The sequence below is a fragment of the Myroides sp. LJL115 genome, from assembly GCF_054871665.1.
The window spans coordinates 38,873-58,725 of the sequence record NZ_JBTXLS010000005.1 but is presented as its reverse complement, the minus strand read 5'-3'; the positions used below and the strand labels follow the sequence as shown (position 1 = coordinate 58,725).

General features: G+C 33.2%; 14 protein-coding genes. 10 read left to right on the top strand and 4 right to left on the bottom strand.

All coding sequences use genetic code 11. The features are described from left to right. Positions 1-70: 70 nt before the first annotated feature. The gene (gene mtaB, locus ACYSNX_RS02375) at positions 71-1,387 is read right to left on the bottom strand and encodes a tRNA (N(6)-L-threonylcarbamoyladenosine(37)-C(2))-methylthiotransferase MtaB (RefSeq protein WP_461753085.1); all 1,317 of its coding nucleotides are present in this window, start codon (positions 1,385-1,387) and stop codon (positions 71-73) included. 87 nt (positions 1,388-1,474) lie between these two features. On the opposite strand from mtaB, the gene ACYSNX_RS02370 reads away from it, so the two are divergent. The 7 genes from ACYSNX_RS02370 to trpB all read left to right on the top strand — a co-directional run bounded on the left by ACYSNX_RS02370 (position 1,475) and on the right by trpB (position 12,780). Continuing rightward, positions 1,475-3,094: an ABC transporter substrate-binding protein gene (locus ACYSNX_RS02370; RefSeq protein ID WP_461753084.1), complete on the top strand. Its 1,620-nt coding sequence runs from the start codon at positions 1,475-1,477 to the stop codon at positions 3,092-3,094. Between the two features lie 140 nt (positions 3,095-3,234). Further along, on the top strand, positions 3,235-3,957 hold the full coding sequence (locus ACYSNX_RS02365) for a LytR/AlgR family response regulator transcription factor (RefSeq protein ID WP_461753083.1): 723 nt from the start codon (positions 3,235-3,237) through the stop codon (positions 3,955-3,957). A gap of 11 nt (positions 3,958-3,968) precedes the next feature. After that, positions 3,969-6,926, top strand: coding sequence for a sensor histidine kinase (locus ACYSNX_RS02360; RefSeq protein WP_461753082.1), 2,958 nt, complete (start codon positions 3,969-3,971; stop codon positions 6,924-6,926). Next, complete coding sequence (locus ACYSNX_RS02355) at positions 6,926-8,065, top strand: metallophosphoesterase (RefSeq protein ID WP_461753081.1); 1,140 nt, start codon at positions 6,926-6,928, stop codon at positions 8,063-8,065. The genes ACYSNX_RS02360 and ACYSNX_RS02355 overlap by 1 nt, the downstream gene beginning before the upstream one ends. 50 nt (positions 8,066-8,115) lie before the next feature. Beyond that, positions 8,116-9,972: an ABC-F family ATP-binding cassette domain-containing protein gene (locus ACYSNX_RS02350; RefSeq protein ID WP_461753080.1), complete on the top strand. Its 1,857-nt coding sequence runs from the start codon at positions 8,116-8,118 to the stop codon at positions 9,970-9,972. A gap of 468 nt (positions 9,973-10,440) precedes the next feature. Further along, on the top strand, positions 10,441-11,085 hold the full coding sequence (locus tag ACYSNX_RS02345; RefSeq protein ID WP_461753079.1) for a peptidoglycan-binding protein LysM: 645 nt from the start codon (positions 10,441-10,443) through the stop codon (positions 11,083-11,085). Positions 11,086-11,598: 513 nt separating this feature from the next. Continuing rightward, entirely contained in the window at positions 11,599-12,780 is a 1,182-nt protein-coding gene (gene trpB / locus ACYSNX_RS02340; RefSeq protein ID WP_461753078.1) for a tryptophan synthase subunit beta, read from the top strand. Positions 12,781-12,968: 188 nt separating this feature from the next. On the opposite strand, the gene fumC is transcribed toward trpB, so the two are convergent. After that, positions 12,969-14,372: a class II fumarate hydratase gene (gene fumC, locus ACYSNX_RS02335; RefSeq protein ID WP_461753077.1), complete on the bottom strand. Its 1,404-nt coding sequence runs from the start codon at positions 14,370-14,372 to the stop codon at positions 12,969-12,971. A 145-nt stretch (positions 14,373-14,517) separates the two neighbouring features. On the opposite strand from fumC, the gene ACYSNX_RS02330 reads away from it, so the two are divergent. Further along, on the top strand, positions 14,518-14,694 hold the full coding sequence (locus tag ACYSNX_RS02330) for a hypothetical protein (protein ID WP_461753076.1): 177 nt from the start codon (positions 14,518-14,520) through the stop codon (positions 14,692-14,694). Positions 14,695-14,931: 237 nt separating this feature from the next. On the opposite strand, the gene ACYSNX_RS02325 is transcribed toward ACYSNX_RS02330, so the two are convergent. Both ACYSNX_RS02325 and arsC read right to left on the bottom strand, forming a co-directional pair. Next, a complete protein-coding gene (locus tag ACYSNX_RS02325; protein WP_461753075.1) occupies positions 14,932-17,409 on the bottom strand; it encodes a TonB-dependent receptor in 2,478 nt (825 codons plus the stop codon). Between the two features lie 90 nt (positions 17,410-17,499). Beyond that, on the bottom strand, positions 17,500-17,841 hold the full coding sequence (arsC, locus tag ACYSNX_RS02320) for an arsenate reductase (glutaredoxin) (RefSeq protein WP_461753074.1): 342 nt from the start codon (positions 17,839-17,841) through the stop codon (positions 17,500-17,502). A 42-nt stretch (positions 17,842-17,883) separates the two neighbouring features. Between arsC and ACYSNX_RS02315 the strand changes: the two genes are divergently transcribed. Both ACYSNX_RS02315 and ACYSNX_RS02310 read left to right on the top strand, forming a co-directional pair. Next, entirely contained in the window at positions 17,884-18,789 is a 906-nt protein-coding gene (locus ACYSNX_RS02315; RefSeq protein ID WP_461753073.1) for a lysostaphin resistance A-like protein, read from the top strand. Positions 18,790-18,799: 10 nt separating this feature from the next. Continuing rightward, positions 18,800-19,843, top strand: coding sequence for an AMP-binding protein (locus ACYSNX_RS02310; protein ID WP_461753072.1), 1,044 nt, complete (start codon positions 18,800-18,802; stop codon positions 19,841-19,843). Positions 19,844-19,853 lie beyond the last annotated feature (10 nt).

The following is a 19,853-nucleotide window of genomic DNA, read 5'->3' as shown; positions in this document are numbered from 1 at the left end:
TAAAATCTTTTACAAGCGTTATTTTTTTATAGACTTACTTTGTAAGTCCTTTTATCTTCTAGGCTTTATTTTATAAGAAATTAAAGCGAACTATGCCGTCTTGGTCAATAGTGGTTAATTCTACCTTGTGTAGTGTATTGACAAGTTCTGGGTTCCAAGGGGTTTTTACTTTAACGTAGTTTTCAGTAAATCCATGAATATACCCTTGTTTGTTTTCACTTTCAAATAAAACAGTTTTTACTTTACCAAGCTGACTTTCGTAAAAGGCTCTACGTTTTTTTACTGAAAGACCTCTTAACATTTTACTTCTTTTATTTCTAACCTCTGGAGCAACTACCATTGGCATATCTATTGCTTCTGTATTATCTCTTTCGGAGTAAGTGAAAACATGTAAATAAGAGATATCCATTTGGTTTAAAAAGTTATATGTTTCTAAGAACTTTTCATCGGTCTCTCCTGGGAATCCAACAATTACATCTACTCCAATACAACAATCAGGCATGATTGACTTAATCTTACCTACTCTCTCTGTATAAAGATCCGTTAAGTATCGACGTTTCATTTTCTTTAAAATGTCATCGCTTCCCGATTGTAGAGGAATGTGAAAGTGAGGTACAAAAGTTCTACTTTGTGCCACAAAATCAATAGTTTCATTTTTAAGTAAGTTAGGCTCAATAGAGGAAATTCGCAATCTTTCAATTCCTGGAACTTCATCTAAAGCTTTTACTAACTCTAAAAAAGTATGTTCGTGTTTTTTATTTCCAAATTCTCCCTTACCATAGTCTCCAATGTTTACCCCAGTCAGAACGATTTCTTTTATGTTTTGAGCGGATATTTCTGCTGCATTTTTCAATACATTGTCCATCGTATCACTTCTAGAGATACCACGTGCTAAAGGAATAGTACAATAGGTACACTTATAGTCACAACCATCTTGGACCTTTAAAAAAGCCCTTGTTCTATCTCCAATGGAATAACTTCCAACGTAGAAATCTGCTTCTGATATTTCGCAAGAATGCACTTGGCCCATATCATTTTTTGAAAGGTCATTGATATAATCCGTTATTTTAAACTTCTCTGTCGCTCCTAGTACTAAATCTACACCATCTACTTGTGCTAATTCCTCTGGTTTTAATTGAGCATAACATCCAACTGCAGCAACAAAAGCTTTATTATTTTTCTTTTGTGCCTTTTTTACTATTTGCTTAAACTGTTTATCGGCATTTTCTGTAACCGAACAAGTATTAATTACATAAATATCTGCTACTTCTTCAAAATCAACGCGATCAAAACCTTCTTGCTCAAAACTTCTGGCAATAGTGGAGGTCTCTGAGAAGTTAAGTTTACAACCTAAAGTATAAAAGGCTACTTTTTTTCTATTTTCCATAATGATTACCTACTATAGTAGTAACTTTGACTATATTTCTTTTTTGCTTTTAAAAAGAATGCAAATTTACGTACAAAAATCGGTTTGATGAAATCAATAATACATTATATATCAATTATTTGGGTAGTTTTAACTATACAAGGGTGCCAAAAAAAAACCAATAAAGACATTGACCACCTTGTTTTTAGATACAATGAAGCCTCTAGTGTAAGTAGTTTAGATCCTGCTTTTGCAAAGAGCATGTCTATTATTTGGCCTTGTAACCAACTTTTTAATTCTTTAGTGCAGTTAAATGATAGTCTTGTGATTGAGCCAGATATTGCTAAAGAATGGTCTATTTCACCAGATGGTATAGAATATGAATTTGTTTTACGTAAGGATGTATATTTTCATAAGCATAAAAATTTTGGACAAGACAGCACTAGAAATGTTGTAGCCTCTGATGTAGTTTACAGTTTAAATCGTCTAAGGGATCCTAATTTACTTTCTCCAGGAGTTTGGGTAATGCAAAATGTAGATCAAGTAAGGGCTATCAATGATAGTGTGTTAAATATTCGCTTACATAAAGCATTTCCTGGATTTTTGGCTTTAATGTCTACCCGTTATACTTCTATTGTACCTAAGGAAATAGTAGAAGATCCTAGCATTGACTTTAGAGTAAGTCCAATAGGAACCGGACCATTTTATTTTAAATATTGGCAGGAAAATGTAAAGCTAATATTGCGTAAAAATCCATTGTATTTTGAGAAAGATAGCTCCGGGGTGGCTTTGCCCTATTTGGAGTCTGTTGCTATTACCTTTTTACCAGATAAACAAAGTGCCTTTTTGCAATTTTTACAAGGAAACATAGATTTTGTTTCGGGAATAGACCCTTCCTATAAAGATGATATTATTGATGCCAAAGGAGAGTTGCAAGCCAAATATACTTCTAAAATATGCATGCAAAAGGGGCCCTACCTAAATACAGAATATTTAGGATTTAATCTTTCTGATACAGTTCAATCCAAGATCGATCACAATTTACGACAGGCTCTACATATAGGATTTGATCGTGAAAAGATGTTATTATATTTAAGAAATAATCTTGGGATTTATTCTATAGGAGGAGTCATTCCAAAAGGATTACAAGGCAGTTTTGTAATGCAAAATAATTATGATCCAACCCTGTCAAGACAACTAGTAGACAACTATAAACAGCAATATAATATACCTAAGGTTAGTTTAACTCTTTCTATGGATGCATCTTATGTAGATATTGGACAGTATTTACAAAGACAGTGGGCTGAAATAGGAGTAGATGTATCCATAGATATACTTCCTGCTTCAACTTTAAGACAAGGCCTTTCTAGTGGGAAATTAGATTTTTTTCGCGCAAGTTGGATTGCGGATTACCCAGATGCTCAAAATTACTTGTCCTTGTTTTATAGTAAAAATCGTGCTCCTAATGGACCTAATTATACTAGATTTTCTAATCAAGAGTACGATGAGCTTTATCTAAAGTCCTTAGAGGCTACCGATGCAAAGCTGCGAGAACAATATTATTATAAAATGGATTCTATCCTAAGAAGGCAAGTTCCAGTAATAGTACTTTATTATGATCAAGCAGTACGATTTTCCCATAAAAATGTGCATAATTTGTCCATTAATCCTATGAATAATTTATTTTTAAAGACGGTCTATAAAACAAGAGCAGAATCAAGGAACTAAAAAGGATTAAAAAGCTTAAACTAGCTTTAGGATTAGGATATTTTTACAATTAAGGTCAAGGTATTTTTTTATCTTTGTGTGGGATTTTTAGGATATAATTTTCCGCTTAACTACAACAACAACAAACAACACTTTAAATAATGATAAATGACCTAGTGGTTCTGATTGTGGATGACGAACCAAAAGTGGCCGATGTTTTAAAAACTATTATAGAAACAAAGGTTACTACGGAAGAAAAAATATTAATTACGTGTGTGCACTCTGTTAAGGACGCTGTGAAATTTATTGACAGCTACCTACCTGATCTAGTTTTTTTAGATATTCATATGCCAGAAGAAAATGGCCTTCAACTTTTAAATCAAGTAGATAGTAAGAGTTTTGAGGTAGTATTTACTACAGCTTATGACCAATATGCAGTTCAGGCCATTAATGAATACGATTGTTTAAAGTATTTATTAAAGCCTTTAAGTATAAAGGATGTTCAAAGTGTATTTGATAAATATAAAGACAAAGCCGGTTACCAATATTACTATAAGATTGTAAAGAATAATGCTAAACGCTATTTAATTAGAATTGAAGATGTAGTGTTTTGCAAGGCTGCCGATAATTATTGTGAGATTTATTTGTTGGAAAACAAACATTTGGTTTCTAGAACTTTAAAGTCTGTGACGGAACGCATTTTACATAAGAATTTTCGCAGGGTCAATCGCTCTTTTTTCGTCAATATGGATTATGTACAACATATTGATAGAGATAATCGGATTCATTTTAAATCTGTATTGAAGCACAATAATCAACCCGTAGATCCGCAAATCGTAATCGCTCAAAATACCATGAAAGATTTTAGCTCATGGATGCTATAAGGAAAATTTTTATGGCTATAGCACTTTTGGTCTGTTCTGTTTTTTATGGACAGTACCGAGTGCTCAGTAAGAAATACGACGTAACTAGTGGATTAATTGCTAATGATGTACAAGCACTATGTTTAGACTCGCAGGGTGTTTTATGGGTAGGATCGACCGTTGGGGTTTCTAAAATTATTAATGGTGTAGTGGAGTTAGATCAAGAAATTAATGAGCATAGCTTTACTAACATCACTAGTATAGTGGAAGATCCCAAACAGGGAATCTGGATATCTAGTTACGGACAAGGTGTGCTTTATAAGGTAGATGATAAAATTATCACTTTTGGTCTGCAAGAAAATTTAATTTCAGACAGGGTAAAAACCCTAGAAGTCTTTCAAGATAAACTTTATGTAGGAACTACTAATGGGATTTCTATAATTGATTTAAAAACCCATCAAGTCTACAATCCCAAAGTAGAATTACAGAAGAACTTCCCTTATGAAGTAAGTGATTTTTTTGTATATGATAACCAGATTTATGCTACTACCATAAATAATGGTGTATGTGTTATAGAAGACTCTCAAGCTAAATGTATTAATCCTCTTAAAGGAGTTTTTACTGGTATCCCATACCAAGGCATGATGTTTTATGCCACCCAAGAGGGCTTAATTGTACAGGATTTTTTAACCCAAGAAACAATTTATCAAAAAAACATTCCCAATATTAAGTCTTTTGAACTAATCAATGGAGAACTTTTTATCATTAGTTCTGGATTTTTTGACAATCAAGGAGGGGTGTACAAATGGGATAATGCTGAGGTAGAACAGATAAACCAAAGTATTAAACTTCCAACTAATAGTTTTCTATCTATGACCTATGATAATAACCATGAGTTTTTGTACATAGGAAGTACCAGTAGTGGTTTGTTTCAAATAGATATGTTTTCTGCTTTGACCTTAGATACTACTAAGGAGCATGTCATGGCTTTAGGTGGGGTCAAGGATACTGTGTTTTTATTTTCCAATAAAGGATTAGATCTCTTTAAGGAAGGAAGGCAAATCAAGCATGTAGATATACAGGTTTTTAAAGATTTTCAACAAAAAAACTTCGAACGACTTAAGGATATCACTACAAAAGAGAATTACTTCTTAGAAATAGATTACTCCATCGATGTAGATCATATCTTATTTTATAAAGCAGTAGAGCATAACAACTCCATGTGGGTGAGTAGCAATATTGGATTGTTTGAATTAGATAGCAAAGGGAAACTAATCCATTATTACAATATTTTCACTGTTCACTTTGAGTTTTACAAAGGACAATTAATTGAAGTGATGCCTTTTCAAGGAGTAAGGATTTATTCTGATTTGAAAAACTTTAAATATACTAATTACCTAAACTTTGATTCCAAGGACATTCCCACAGAAATTGTAAGTATGGTAAAAATGGAGGACACTCTTTATTTTGGAAGTGCCTTTGACGGTCTATTTTCTTATAATGACGAGCAAGGTTTTGTGAGTTTGTTTGAAAAAGGTTGGTTTAAGCCCAAGCGTATCAAACGCTTATCTGCAGGACCAAAAGGAATCCTTTATGTGGCTACTGATACCAATGAGATTTATGCCTTACAAACTAATTCCCCAATTTACTATGATCAAAAAGTAATAGATAGAGATCAAATATTGGGATCGGACATTAGCTTTATTTCTTGGAACTTGGACAAGGTAACAATTGGAACCAATAAAGGGCTTTCTGTTTTTAAAGAGGATGGCGTTTTTTATTTTGATCAAGAACAGGGTTTTGATCCCACTAAAATAACTACGTATTACAAAAAAGGGAATATACTTTATTTGGGAACTTTAAATGGGCTTTATACCATAGATACCTATTATTTTCAAACCAAGTCTAGACATTTAGAGGTGAAAATTTCTCAAATTTTGGTAAATGGTAAGAAGACCACCTTATCCCAGGAGCCCTTTAAAACACATCAAGGTTTAATCCTACCTTATAATATGAATTCTTTGCAAATCAATTTTAGTGTAGATGGGGCAAAGTTTCCTAAAAAGTTATATTATCAATACCGTCTTAAGCCAGATGGGAATTGGCGAAAGGTTAGAGAAAGTAGGGTAGAGTTACATTATTTAGAATCGGGTACTTACCCCATAGAATTGAAAATTAGAGATTATGACTCTGGCTATGAAATATTACGTCCACTTTTATTTGTAAAAATAAGGGTACCTTATTATCGCACCATTTGGTTTATTGCAGGTTGTATTATAGGAGTGAGTTTTCTGACCTTTATTTTTTATAGAAATCAAATTCTTCAATTAAAAAGAAAACAAAGCGTAAAGGCTAGAAAACTTGTTTATGATAAGAGGTTAGCTGAGGTAAAGCTTTTAGCTATTCGAAGCCAAATGAATGCCCACTTTATTTTTAATGTACTTAGTAGTATACAATTTTACATTTTAAAAGGCAGTCAGGACCAGGCTTTTGAATATTTAGGAAAGTTCGCTCATTTAATACGAGAGAGTTTGAATCTATCAACTAAAGAAAGAATAAGCTTAGCAAGAGAAATAGAGTACTTAACCCATTATGTGGAAATTGAAAACATGCGTCTTGATGGAAGAGTTGTCTTTGAGGTTAGTGTTTTAGATGATATTGATATTGAACAGATTTTTCTACCCCCAATGCTCTTACAACCCTTTGTTGAAAATGCTATGGTACATGCTTTTCCACCTAGTATTGAAAACCCTAGGTTGGAGCTTTGTATATATAAGCTTAATCAGGAAGATTTGTGTATTGTCATTCAAGACAATGGTATTGGAGGAGTGAGTAAAGTCAAGAAGAAGCACAACTATAAATCCAAAGGGATGAGTATAGTTCGTCAACGAATGTCCTTGATTCAAAAATACCTTGAGCAGGATATTAAAACTTACACCAGTGATAAAGGATCTAGGGTGGAGTTAATTTTAAAAAAGGTAATTAAATAATGAAAAAATACGTATTTACATTTGTATTTCTACTTTATCTACTAGGTAATTCCTATGTGTTCTATCGCTTTTTTGCCATCGTTTCGGGCCAAGATAATTGGTTAGTTAATTTGTTTTTGACCTTAGTTATAGCAATAAGCTCTAGTATTTTTATATTTTATGGCTTTAGAAATAAGCTATGGATACCCTTAGGTAGTGTTTTATATAAAATAGGAACCGGATGGCTGATGTTATTAATCTATGCTTTTATCCTTTGTGTAATTGCAGACATTGTTTCCTTTACTGGTATTTACCTTATGAAAGCAGACTATTCCATATTAGCTTTTGATCATCCAATAAGAGGATTTATATTAATTGTTTGCACAGTTGTTTTTGCCGCTTTAGGTTTTACTTCTTATTGGAGTAAAGCAAAAGTGCAACTCTTTATAAGCACAGATAAAAAGCTTGACAAAGATATTAAAATAGTCTTTGTGTCGGACTTACACCTTGGGTATGCTATTCAAAATAAAGAACTAGATAGCTGGGTTAAATTAATCAATGAGCAAGAAGCTGATTTGGTTTTAATTGGCGGTGACGTTATCGATTGTGATGTTAGACCTTTAGAGTACCATCAAATGGAGGATTCTTTAAAGCAAATTAAAGCCAATTACGGCACATTTACTTGCCTAGGTAATCACGAATATTTAGCTGGAGTGGACCAAAGTATTGCTTTTTTAGAAAAAGCCAATATTACTGTTTTACGCGACAAAGCTGTTTTTATTCCAGGTTTAGATCTTTACCTTGTAGGTCGAGATGATAAGACAAATACTAAAAGAGAGACTTTGTCTAGTTTGATCAAACCATTAGACCCAAGTAAAATGAGCATCTTATTAGATCATCAGCCTTACCACTTAAAACAAGCTGCTAAAGCTGGTATAGATTTACAGCTCTCTGGACATACTCATAAAGGGCAAGTATGGCCAATTTCATGGATAACTGATTATTTATTTGAAAAGAGTCATGGTTATGTAAAAAAAGACAATACACAATACTATGTAAGCTCTGGACTTGGAATTTGGGGAGGTAGATATCGAATTGGAACCACAAGTGAATATGTAGTAATTGAGCTTAGCTCTAGGAAAGAGACCTTTAAAAAGTAGAAGTTTTATTATAGCCGAATAAAAGGCTATTTTTGTAAAAAATAAGTATTGTGAATTATCTATCAGTAGAAAATATAGCCAAGTCTTTTGGTGCTCGCACCCTTTTTGAAGACATTAGTTTTGGAATAAACAAAGACCAAAAAATTGCCTTTGTTGCAAAAAATGGTACAGGTAAAACCACTATTTTAAAAATCTTGATGGGGGAGGACTACCCTGATCAAGGGCAGGTGGTTATTAGAAAAGGTATTCGAGTAGCTTTTTTAGCCCAAGAACCACTTTTACAAGACGAATTAAGCATTGAGGAAAGTATTTTTGCCTCAGATAATGATATTTTAAAAATTATCGAGCAATATGAAAAAGCTTTAGAAAATCCAGAGGATCAAGATGCTTACCAAGCAGCTTTTGAGAAAATGGATGCTTTTAATGCATGGGATTTTGAAACCCAATACAAACAAATCTTATCCAAGCTTAAATTAGATGATTTAAAAATCAAAGTAAAAAGCTTGTCTGGAGGACAAAAAAAGCGTTTGGCTTTAGCTATTATCTTAATTAATCGTCCAGATCTTCTTATTTTAGATGAGCCTACCAACCACTTAGACTTAGAAATGATTGAGTGGTTAGAGAATTACTTTGCCAAAGAGAACATAACGCTTTTTATGGTAACGCACGATCGTTTCTTTTTGGAAAGAGTATGTAATGAAATCATTGAATTAGATAATGGTAAGATTTACCAGTATAAAGGTAATTACTCCTACTACTTAGAAAAGAAAGAAGAGCGTATTGCCATGGAGAATGCTAGTATTGATAAGGCTCAAAACCTATTAGTGAAAGAGCTTTCTTGGATGCGTAGACAACCTAAGGCAAGAACTACAAAGAGTAAGAGCAGGATAGATGATTTTTACATTATAAAAGAAAAAGCGCAATCTCGACGTACCGAACATCAAGTGGAATTAGAGATCAATATGGAACGCATGGGAAGTAAGATTGTGGAGATGCATAAGCTTTATAAATCTTACCCAGATAAAACGATTTTAGACAATTTTTCTTACACCTTTAATAAAGGAGAGAGAATTGGCATTATCGGTAAAAATGGAAGTGGAAAATCTACTTTCTTAAATATCTTAACCCAAAGCGATAAACCAGATGCAGGCAAGGTTGTTGTAGGAGAAACTATCAAAATTGGTTATTATACTCAAGGTGGAATCAATATTAAACCAGAGCAAAAGGTAATTGATGTTATTAAAGAGTTTGGAGAACAAATACCTTTGGCAAAAGGACGATCCATTTCAGCAGCTCAATTATTGGAAAGGTTTTTATTTGACCGTAAAAAGCAACACGATTATGTAGAGAAATTAAGTGGAGGGGAGTTAAAACGACTGTATTTATGTACTGTTTTAATTCAAAATCCAAACTTTCTTATTTTGGATGAGCCTACCAATGATTTAGATATTGTTACATTGAATGTTTTAGAGAGCTTCTTATTGGATTTCCCTGGATGTTTAGTAGTTGTTTCCCACGACCGTTATTTCATGGATAAAATCGTAGATCACTTGTTTGTCTTTAGAGGAGAAGGGGTGATTGAAGATTTTCCTGGAAATTATTCTGATTTTAGACAATATGAAGATAGCATCGAGCCAGAGAAAGAAGAGCCAAAAGAAAAAGTAAATTGGAAACAAAAGCAAGAAAAACAAGGTTTGAACTTCCAAGAACAAAAAGAGTTTCAAAAAATAGAAAGAGACATTAATAAGCTTCAAAAAAGCAAAGAGGATATAGAAAAGATCTTTGAGGACCTTTCGTTAACAGAAGAAGAAATTCAAAAGAAATCTTTAGAGCTTGAAAAAATTCTAGAAGAATTAGATCAAAAGGAAATGCGTTGGTTTGAGCTTAGTGAAAAAATGGAGCAATAAAACTTAATAGGGAATTAAAAAGCCCTGGATAAATATAAATTTAGATCCCTACCGCCTTGACAAAGGAGTAGGGATTTTTTATTGGTATAAAAGACACTTTTACCCTAGAATATTTTAGGCTTTTTACCAGTTTTATTTTGTCTTTTCTCTCTAAAATTAAAGTGAGGAAAATGGGGATTTAATACAAGAATAGAAGTGAAATAAAAGAAGGGTAAGAGGTTGCTTTTTTGGACAAATTGAAGATATATTGTTCCTTGGCATACTTATGGATGTCTAGTAAAACTGTAAAAAGGCTTTTTTTTGACTGTTAAAAAGTTATTTTGTAACCCGCTAATAATCAATAAGTTATTGTTATTTTCTTGTTAAAGTAGGCTTTATAATGAGCTATTGTGATACGAAATTGAAAAAAGGCAGTAACTTTGCAAACAGAAATTTCAAGTGGTGACAGGGCTTGAGAAATTAAATTTAATGAGAAAAAAATGTTCTTTTTTTATCGGATCTTTACTACTTGTAGCTATGTTAATTTCGAGTTTTAAACAGTATGAATTACTAGTTACACCGGAGCTAAATATTGCTGCGCCTGAGAATCTTTTTTATGCTAATCCACAGGAGTTTAGTTTGACAGAGGCCTCTAAAAGTAGTACAATTCCGTTCACAGGAAAGACCTATATGGGCTTTAAGCAGGCCTTAGGTGTGCGAGAGTCAAATGGATTATACAACATCGTTAATTCATATGGGTACTTGGGGAAATACCAATTTGGTAAATTAGCATTGCGTTCTATTGGAATAGTAGATGCCTCCAAGTTTTTACAAAATCCATTATTGCAAGAAAAAGCATTTGATGCATTAGTATCAAAGAATAAATGGATTTTACGTAAAGAGATAAAGGAATTCCACGGTAAGCGCATCGCTGGGATACATATTACAGAATCGGGTTTAATTGCTGCAGCTCACTTAGGTGGTGCAGGTTCTGTAAAGAAATTTTTAAAAAGTAATGGTACTTATGGATTCAAAGATGGCTATGGTACTTCCATTAAATCATATTTAAAACGTTTTAGTGGATACGATATCTCTCAGATACAAGCAGATAAAAATGCTATAGTTGCCATATAAACCGGTATAATACTATCATTTAGGGCTAAAATACGCAATGTGTTTTAGCCCTTTTTGTTTTTAAAGGCATTTTAAGCTTTTAAAAGTATTTTACTATAATAAGTATTTGGATTAGATATAGGCGCTTTAAAAGGTCTTTAAAATCGATTTAAAAGCTATTTGGTTCTGGTTTTTAAATAGTTAGAAGTAAGCTATGAAAATAATAAAAATCTTAAAGAGTAAAAAAGCGGAGTTTTTTGTTTGCTATTTAGACCTAGGTTAGGGCCGTGTTTTACTTTTTTTTTACTTTTTTTTTGTTTGGTATTGCTTTTTTTATACTTTTGTCACTCAACAAAGAAAGAAAATGAATTTAATTCTTACAAATACTTGGTGGTGGAATTCTCTTACGTCGAACGTCGTGAGCGCTCCTTGCTATGTGTATATGTAATAATAAAAGTATACGAAATTAATGCAAAAAGGCTTGTCACGCGACAAGCCTTTTTTTTTGTTTAAAAATTAAAAAATATAGATAGAATGAACTTTCAAATAGACGCAAACGGATTTTATGGAAATTATGGTGGAGCTTATATACCAGAGCAGTTACAACCTGTAATTCAAGAATTACAAGAAAATTATTTACACTATTTAGAACAGGAGGATTTCAAGCAAGAAATGCAAGAATTACTTCAAGACTATGTTGGGCGTCCTACGCCACTTTATTATGCAAAGAATTTATCCCAGAAGTACGGAGCAAAAATTTATTTAAAAAGAGAGGACTTATGTCATACGGGCGCTCATAAAATCAACAACACTATTGGTCAAATTTTATTGGCTAAACGCATGGGTAAAAAGAAAATCGTTGCTGAAACTGGTGCAGGACAGCATGGTGTGGCAACTGCTACGGTTTGTGCTTTAATGGGGATGGAGTGTATTGTATATATGGGAGCTCTAGATATGGAAAGACAAGCACCCAATGTTGCTAGAATGAAAATGCTAGGTGCAACAATTGTTGCTGCAAAAAGTGGAGCGATGACCTTAAAGGAGGCAGTAGATGAGGCATTAATGTACTGGATTGATAATGCGCATGATACCTTTTACTTACTTGGATCTGTAGTAGGACCTCACCCTTATCCAGATATGGTAGCTAAATTTCAATCGGTAATTTCCAAAGAAATCAAATCTCAATTAATGGAAAAGGAGCAAAGAGAAAATCCAGATTATATCATTGCTTGTGTTGGTGGAGGTAGTAATGCTGCTGGGGCATTTTATCATTTCTTAGAGCAAGATAACGTTAAGTTACTTATTGCAGAAGGGGGAGGTAAAAATATAGATACTCTAGAAACTGCAGCTACTTCTTTTGTGGGTAAACCTGGTGTATTACACGGTAGTAAGACATTGTACATGCAGGATGAAAATGGAGAGCCTTTAGAGGCCTATTCTATTTCAGCAGGTTTAGACTATCCTGGATTTGGACCTTTATATGCACATATGAAAGAATTAAACCGCGCTGAGTTTTTTGCCATATTAGATCATCAAGCTATGCAAAGTGGTTTAGACCTATGTAAGATGGAAGGAATTATCCCAGCAATTGAGAGCTCTCATGCTTTAGCGGTTTTAGATCAAAAGAAATTTAACCCAGAGGATATTGTTGTAGTGAATCTTTCAGGAAGAGGAGACAAAGACTTAGGGAATTATCGTTCTTACTTTAATTTTTAAATATTAGAAAGATAGGTTATAAAATAAAAAGGGACTGTATTACAATAGAATACAGCCCCTTTTTTGTCTAATGAATATTCCTTTTTACTTGGTATAATTTAATTATTTAATCTAAAATATAAATTATGCTTAGTAAAATACTCTTGAATACTAGCATAGTAACCTTTATGAGACAACCCCTTTTTATTTTATTTTTCTGGCGAATTCCCAACCATTTTACTAGGTACTACTAATTGATCAAACTCCTGTTCACTGACATGACCTAAATCTAGAGCAGCTTGTTTTAGAGTTACATTGTTAGCATGTGCATATTGAGCAATTTCTGCGGACTTATAGTATCCAATATGAGGATTTAAGGCAGTAACCAGCATAAGAGAGTTTTGTACTAATTCTTCTATTTTGTTCAAGTTAGGTTGCATTTCTTTTATGGCGTGTATATCAAAAGAAACACAAGCCTGTCCTAGCAAAGTAGCAGATTCTAAGAAATTAGCAGCCATTACTGGCTTAAAGACATTTAATTCAAATTGGCCTTGGGTACCACTAAAGGTGATAGTTACATCATTGCCTATAACCTGGGCAGCTACCATAGTTAAAGCCTCACATTGAGTAGGATTCACTTTTCCAGGCATAATGGAAGAACCAGGTTCATTTGCTGGTAGTATAATTTCTCCTATTCCAGACCTTGGTCCAGAGGCTAATAAACGTATGTCGTTGGCAATCTTGTATAATGAAACGGCTAATTGTTTTAATGCTCCATGAGATTCTACTATGGCATCGTGAGCTGCTAGAGCTTCAAATTTATTTTTAGCAGTAACAAAAGGGTATCCTGTAAAACTAGCAATGTATTTAGCTACTAACTTATCATACCCCTTTGGAGTATTTAAACCTGTACCCACTGCAGTACCTCCAAGGGCTAATTCTGCTAGATGAGGTAAAGTATTTTTTAAAGCTGCCAATCCATGATCTAATTGGGCAACATATCCAGAAATTTCTTGACCTAGTGTTAAAGGAGTGGCATCCATTAAATGGGTTCTACCTATTTTAACGATGTCTTTATATTCATGGGCCTTATGGTCCAAGGTATCTCTTAATTGTGTGATACCTGGTATGGTGATATCCATGATTGTTTTATAGGCAGCTATATGCATAGCTGTAGGAAATGTGTCATTTGAGGATTGGGATTTATTGACATCGTCATTGGCTAGTAATACTAAAGGCTCTTGACCAATTTGTCTGTTAGCAAGGACTTGTGCCCTATTGGCAATAACTTCGTTAACATTCATATTGGATTGTGTCCCTGATCCTGTTTGCCAAATTACAAGTGGAAATTGATCCCCTAATTTGTTATTTAAAATTTCATCACATACTTGAGCAATGGCTTGTTTTTTCTCTAGAGAGAGTACACCAAGGTCATAATTGGCATATGCAGCAGCTTTTTTTAAGTAAGCAAAAGCTTGAATGATTTCCTTGGGCATAGAGCCACTAGGACCAATTTTGAAATTATGGATAGAGCGTTGCGTTTGGGCTCCCCAATATTTGTCTGCGGGTACCTCCACTTTACCTAAAGTGTCCTTTTCAATTCTATAGTTCATAATAGTAATGTTTTGGTTGATACTTCTAAAGTTACTCAAAATTATCTAGTTTGATTCTAAATGAATTGAAAATTTATTTAGGTTCTTAGGTTAGAAAAAATAAAGTTCTTATATTTGGCAGGTATATACAAAAATTCCGGAAAAAATGTTTGAATTTCAACAGTATTTAGCTTTTATCGTTGGCATGACCGTTATTACAATGGCATTTTGGCTTTTGATATTCTTGGTAGGTTTTGCTTGTTATTGGGCAACTGGAGGAGCTATCGAATTGCTTAAAGAGAAAAAAGCTAAAAAACAGCAATTAGAAGAAAGTCGAGTATAATTTTATACTTGGACAAAAAATAAAAGAGCCATATACTAAGTATCTGGCTCTTTTTTTATGGACTAAAGTTTCCTTTAGCTTTTAAACGATCTGCTTTTTTTTAAAAGAAGTAATTTACTACTTGGTATCTTAGATAGTAGCATTGTTAGTATTAGGTAAGGTAGGGGTGGTATTACTACCAATAAAAAATCCCTATACTTTTAAAGTATAGGGATTTTTTATTAAGAATCGTATTTATTAGATTAACTCCATATCTGAATCATCTGATGATCTTTCAGAAGGAGATTTTTGTCTGTCATTTTTCTTTTGGTTGAAACGGTAAGTAAAGGAAACATTCATTTGTCTACCTCTCCATTGCATTTCACTAAAAGAGTGAGATTGCGCTAAGAAAGTATCCATCTTTCTTTTTCTACTATTGAATAAGTCACTAATATTAACTGTAATAGTAGCTTGGTCTTTTAATACATCTTTACTTAAAGAGATATTAGCAGATAAAGAAGATTTAATTTTTCCTTGAGCCGTTGTAGTAGGAGCCATGTACATTCCATTTAATTGCCAATCAATTTTGTACGGCAAAGTAATTTTAGAAGAAATTCTAGTAAACCAAGCGTAGGCATTATTGTCAAAATTTTGGGTTTGTTTACTTCCGTCTATATCAATAAAGGTATAATCTCCTTTTGTTTGATTTTTGAAGAAGTTAAAGTTTCCATTTAATCTCCACCATTTAAATGGGTTATAGTTAAGAGTAAGATCTAATCCATAACGGTATTCTGTAGCTAAGTTGATAGGAGAACTTACCGTAATAGGCGTACCATCTGATGTTTGTCCAGCGATATATCTTACAAATTGGAAGGTATCTTCTGTTTTGTTTAAATATACTGACCCTGTGAAAGTAAAGGTTGTCCATCTTTTCATAAAGCCTAAATCAAATGCATTAGTTTTTGCAGGATTTAAATCTGGGTTACCTTTAAAGTAGTTAATATCACTTGTGTAATTAGAGAAAGGATTTAAAAATCTTCCTCTAGGACGCATGATTCTTCTACTATAACTTACCGATAAGTTAGTAGATTCGTTTAATTCGTAATTTAAGAAAGCACTTGGAAAAAAGTCATTATACTTTTTATTGTTGTAATCGTCTGTTCTTAATTGGTTTACGTCAATGTTGCTAGTTTCCCATCTTAAACCTAACATATAGTTCAATTTATCGGTAATCTTACTTCCAAATTGAGCGTATAATGCATTTACACTTTCTTTGTATTCTAATGTATTAGAAATAGCTGGGTCACTGATCCACTGTTGTTGGTTATTTTGGTTATATAAATCATAATCATTAGTGGTTTTCTTGAAAGTACCTAAGTAACCTGCTTCAAAATTAGAAGATTCCCCAATAGGTAATGTATAATCTAGCTTCACCAATCCACTTAAATAATCATTATCCGAGGTGTTCTTTTGATAACCAATTGTAGTTACCTTTTGATTGATATCTGTTACATAAGTAGTATCATCATTGGTATCTTGAGATATAGATGCTTCTAAGTTTAATTTGTGATCCGAGTTATCTTTGAAAACTTTTTCAAAAGAAGTAGTATAGTCTACACTATTCCAAGTACTCTTAGCGTCTTCTTGTCTTTGTCTATTATGAGAAAAATCTCCTTGCGCATTAAAATAGCTATAGTCTACATTATTAGGAGCAGTTCTATTATTTCTTCTAACACTAACGACATTAGACCAAGTTAAGCTTGGGGTTAAGAAATAATCTAAACCAAACATAGCATTATATCCCTCTCTTTTATTATCATTAGTTTTGTACTCATTGATAAATTGAGTAGTGTTTCCAACGGCATCAAAGTACTGACTATCGTTTTTGCTATATCCTTTGGATTTGCTATCTCTATAACCAATTGTAGTGTAAAAGTTGAAATTTTCACTTCTTAGGTTGAAGTTTCCGCTAAGATTATAGTTCTCTGGATTTCCAATAGTTCCAGAAATATTACCATTAATACCTTGGGATTTACCTTTCTTTAAGATTATGTTGATAATACCAGCTCCTCCTTCTGCTTCATAACGAGCAGATGGGTTGGTAATTACTTCTATTTTTTCAATGGATTCAGCAGATAAAATACGCATAGCCTCTTCAATGTTACTAGCTAAACCATTTGGCTTTCCATCGATTAATACCTTTACGTTTTCACTTCCTCTTAAACTAACTGTTCCTTCGCTATCTACTGTAACAGAAGGTACATTATCAAGTACATCAGCAGCAGTTCCGCCTTTAACAAGCATATCTTGGCCAACACTATATACTTTTTTATCCAGTTTAATTTCTACACTAGAGGATTGTGCAATAACTACCACGTCATCTAAAAGCTGGGAATCGTCCTCTACTTTTAAAGTTCCAACGTTAGTGTTTTGATCTACGAGAATATCTCTTTTTTCTAAAGGAGTGAATCCTAAGAAATCGATACGTATAAAGTAAGTTCCAGGGGGTACTTGAAAAGAGAAGTTTCCTTTTTCATCGGTCATACCGCCTGAAATAATATTTTCTCTGTCTTGATTTTGAGCATAAATACTAGCAAACTCTAAGGGTTGACTAGTACTATTTTCAATTACTTTTCCACTCAGGGTAAAGAGTTTTGGATTTTGAGCTAATGCTGTAACACTATAACATATAGTCAACAGCATTAGTAGAATGGTGTAAACCTGCTTATTTTTCATTGTAATCGTTAGTTTTTATATAAGTTTAGACGCTAAAGATTTACAATGGTTTAATATAAGGAGTGTTAATAAAATGTTAAAATTATTTATCTACAATATTTCATGTATTTTTTCAGTGGGTCTTGCAATTACTGCGCGAGGTCCATTGACAACAATTGGTCTTTCTATGAATTTAGGATTTTCCACCATTGCTTGAATTATTTGTTCGTCTGTTAACTCTTTTTGTCCAAAAGTTTCCTGCCAAAGATTATCTTTGGTACGAACAAGCTGAATAGGGGAGTAATTCAATTTCTGTAAAATTGTTTTAACATCCGTTTCAGTAAGTTCGGCATCTAAATATTTTATAATTTTGTAAGCAACGCCTTGTTGCTCCATAAATGCGATACTCTCTCGAGATTTACTGCAACGAGGATTGTGATAAATTGTGATCATAATTAGGTGATTTTCTATCAAATATAGTACATTTTTTGAAATATGAAATATATTGAACAGTTATTAAAGAAAAAGCATAAAGTCAACTTATGGCTTTATTTGCCATTTTCTCTACTTTTTTTTGGCATAATGGCCTTGAATGCAGTTGTCTTAAAGCTCACTGATGCCTCTACAAATGACATTATACGCCAAAATATTGCCTTGTATGGAAAGAATATAAATTTTCTACTGACCATAGGACCTTTAGTAGGATTACTCTTTGTACTGCTACTTTGGGTAAAGCTTATACAAAAACAAAGTATTTTGTCCTTGACTACTTCTAGGGATAAAATAGATTGGAAACGAGTAGGTTTTGCCTTTATATTGTGGTCAGCAATATGTATATTTCTATTTATAATTTCTTATATAGCCAACCCTCAAGATTTTCAATGGAATTTTAAGTCAGCTAGCTTTTTTACTTTTCTTATTTTGGCTATAGTTCTAGTGCCATTACAAACTAGTTTTGAAGAATATTTTTTAAGAGGGTATTTATTACAAGGACTTGGATTAGCTACTAAAAGTAGAGGTGTTGCTTTTATCTTGACTTCCTTTATTTTTGGATTGATGCACTTTGCTAATCCTGAGGTAGATCAAAATGGTATGTCTATTATGATTTACTATATAGGTACAGGAGTATTTTTGGGTATGATTACTTTAATAGATGAGGGGTTAGAACTTGCCTTAGGTTTTCATGCTGCCAACAATTTAGTGGGGGTATTATTAGTAACCTCTAGCTGGACAGCTTTTCAGACGGATTCTCTTTTTATTAATACAGATAACGATTCGGTTGTAGGAGTATGGGAGTACTTGGCTCAAGTAGGTATAATCCTACCTTTAGTCTTTTTTATTTTTGCCAAAAAATACAAATGGCGTAATTATTCCAAACATTTATTTGGAGCGGTTAAATAGAATGTAATTTATGAAACAATATACTAATGATTTTGTCCATGAGGATTTTTGCTTGAACGCAATCCCCTATACAAAAGAGGAGCTTATGGATTTTGCACAGCATTCATTAAGAGTTAGTGGGCAAAAACACCTCGTAGAATTAGGGGATTTTATAGTTGAGTGGTTGGATGATAACCCTTACATTGTGGTACAAACCTCTGGTACTACTGGACCTCCAAAGCAAATATACTTGACTAAGCAAGCAGTGATTTATTCGGCCAGAGCTACAGGGGAATTTTTTAATATTCACAATAAAAGTAAAGCCCTTTTGTGTATGTCTACCAACTTTATAGCCGGTAAGCTTATGCTAGTAAGAGCCCTAATATTAGGTTGGGATTTACACCATGTTGCCCCAAGTTCAAATGTAATGCAACAAGTGGAAGGAGATTTTGATTTTGTAGCTATGGTACCTATGCAGGTGCAGGCTAGTTTTCAGGAATTAAATAGGATAAAATGTTTAATTATTGGCGGGGCAAAAGTTTCGGCTTCTTTAAGTGAACGATTACTATCCCTTGATACAAGAGTATATGAAACCTATGGGATGAGTGAAACCATTACTCATATTGCAGCAAAGCGGATCTGTGAGCAGTACTTTACCATTCTACCTCATGTTAGTATTGAACAAGATAACCGAGGCTGCTTGGTTATTAATGCTCCAAATATTACAAGTGAGCCAATTATTACCAATGATGTAGTCACTTTGCTTAATGAAAAAGACTTTATTTGGAAAGGTAGAATAGACAATGTGATAAATAGTGGTGGGATTAAGTTATATCCAGAAGAAATAGAACAACTTCTTAGCCCTAAAATACCTTATCCTTTTTTTATTGGTAGTAAAAATGATCCTATTTTAGGAAACAAGGTAGTTTTAGTGATACAAGCCAAGGCTTATATGCTAGAAGATACTATCTTTGAGACCTTACACAGGTACCAAAGACCTAAAGAGATTCAGTTCTGCGATACCTTTATTACCACCGAGTCTGGCAAGGTGATAAGAAGTAAAAATATTAAATAAAAAACTAATT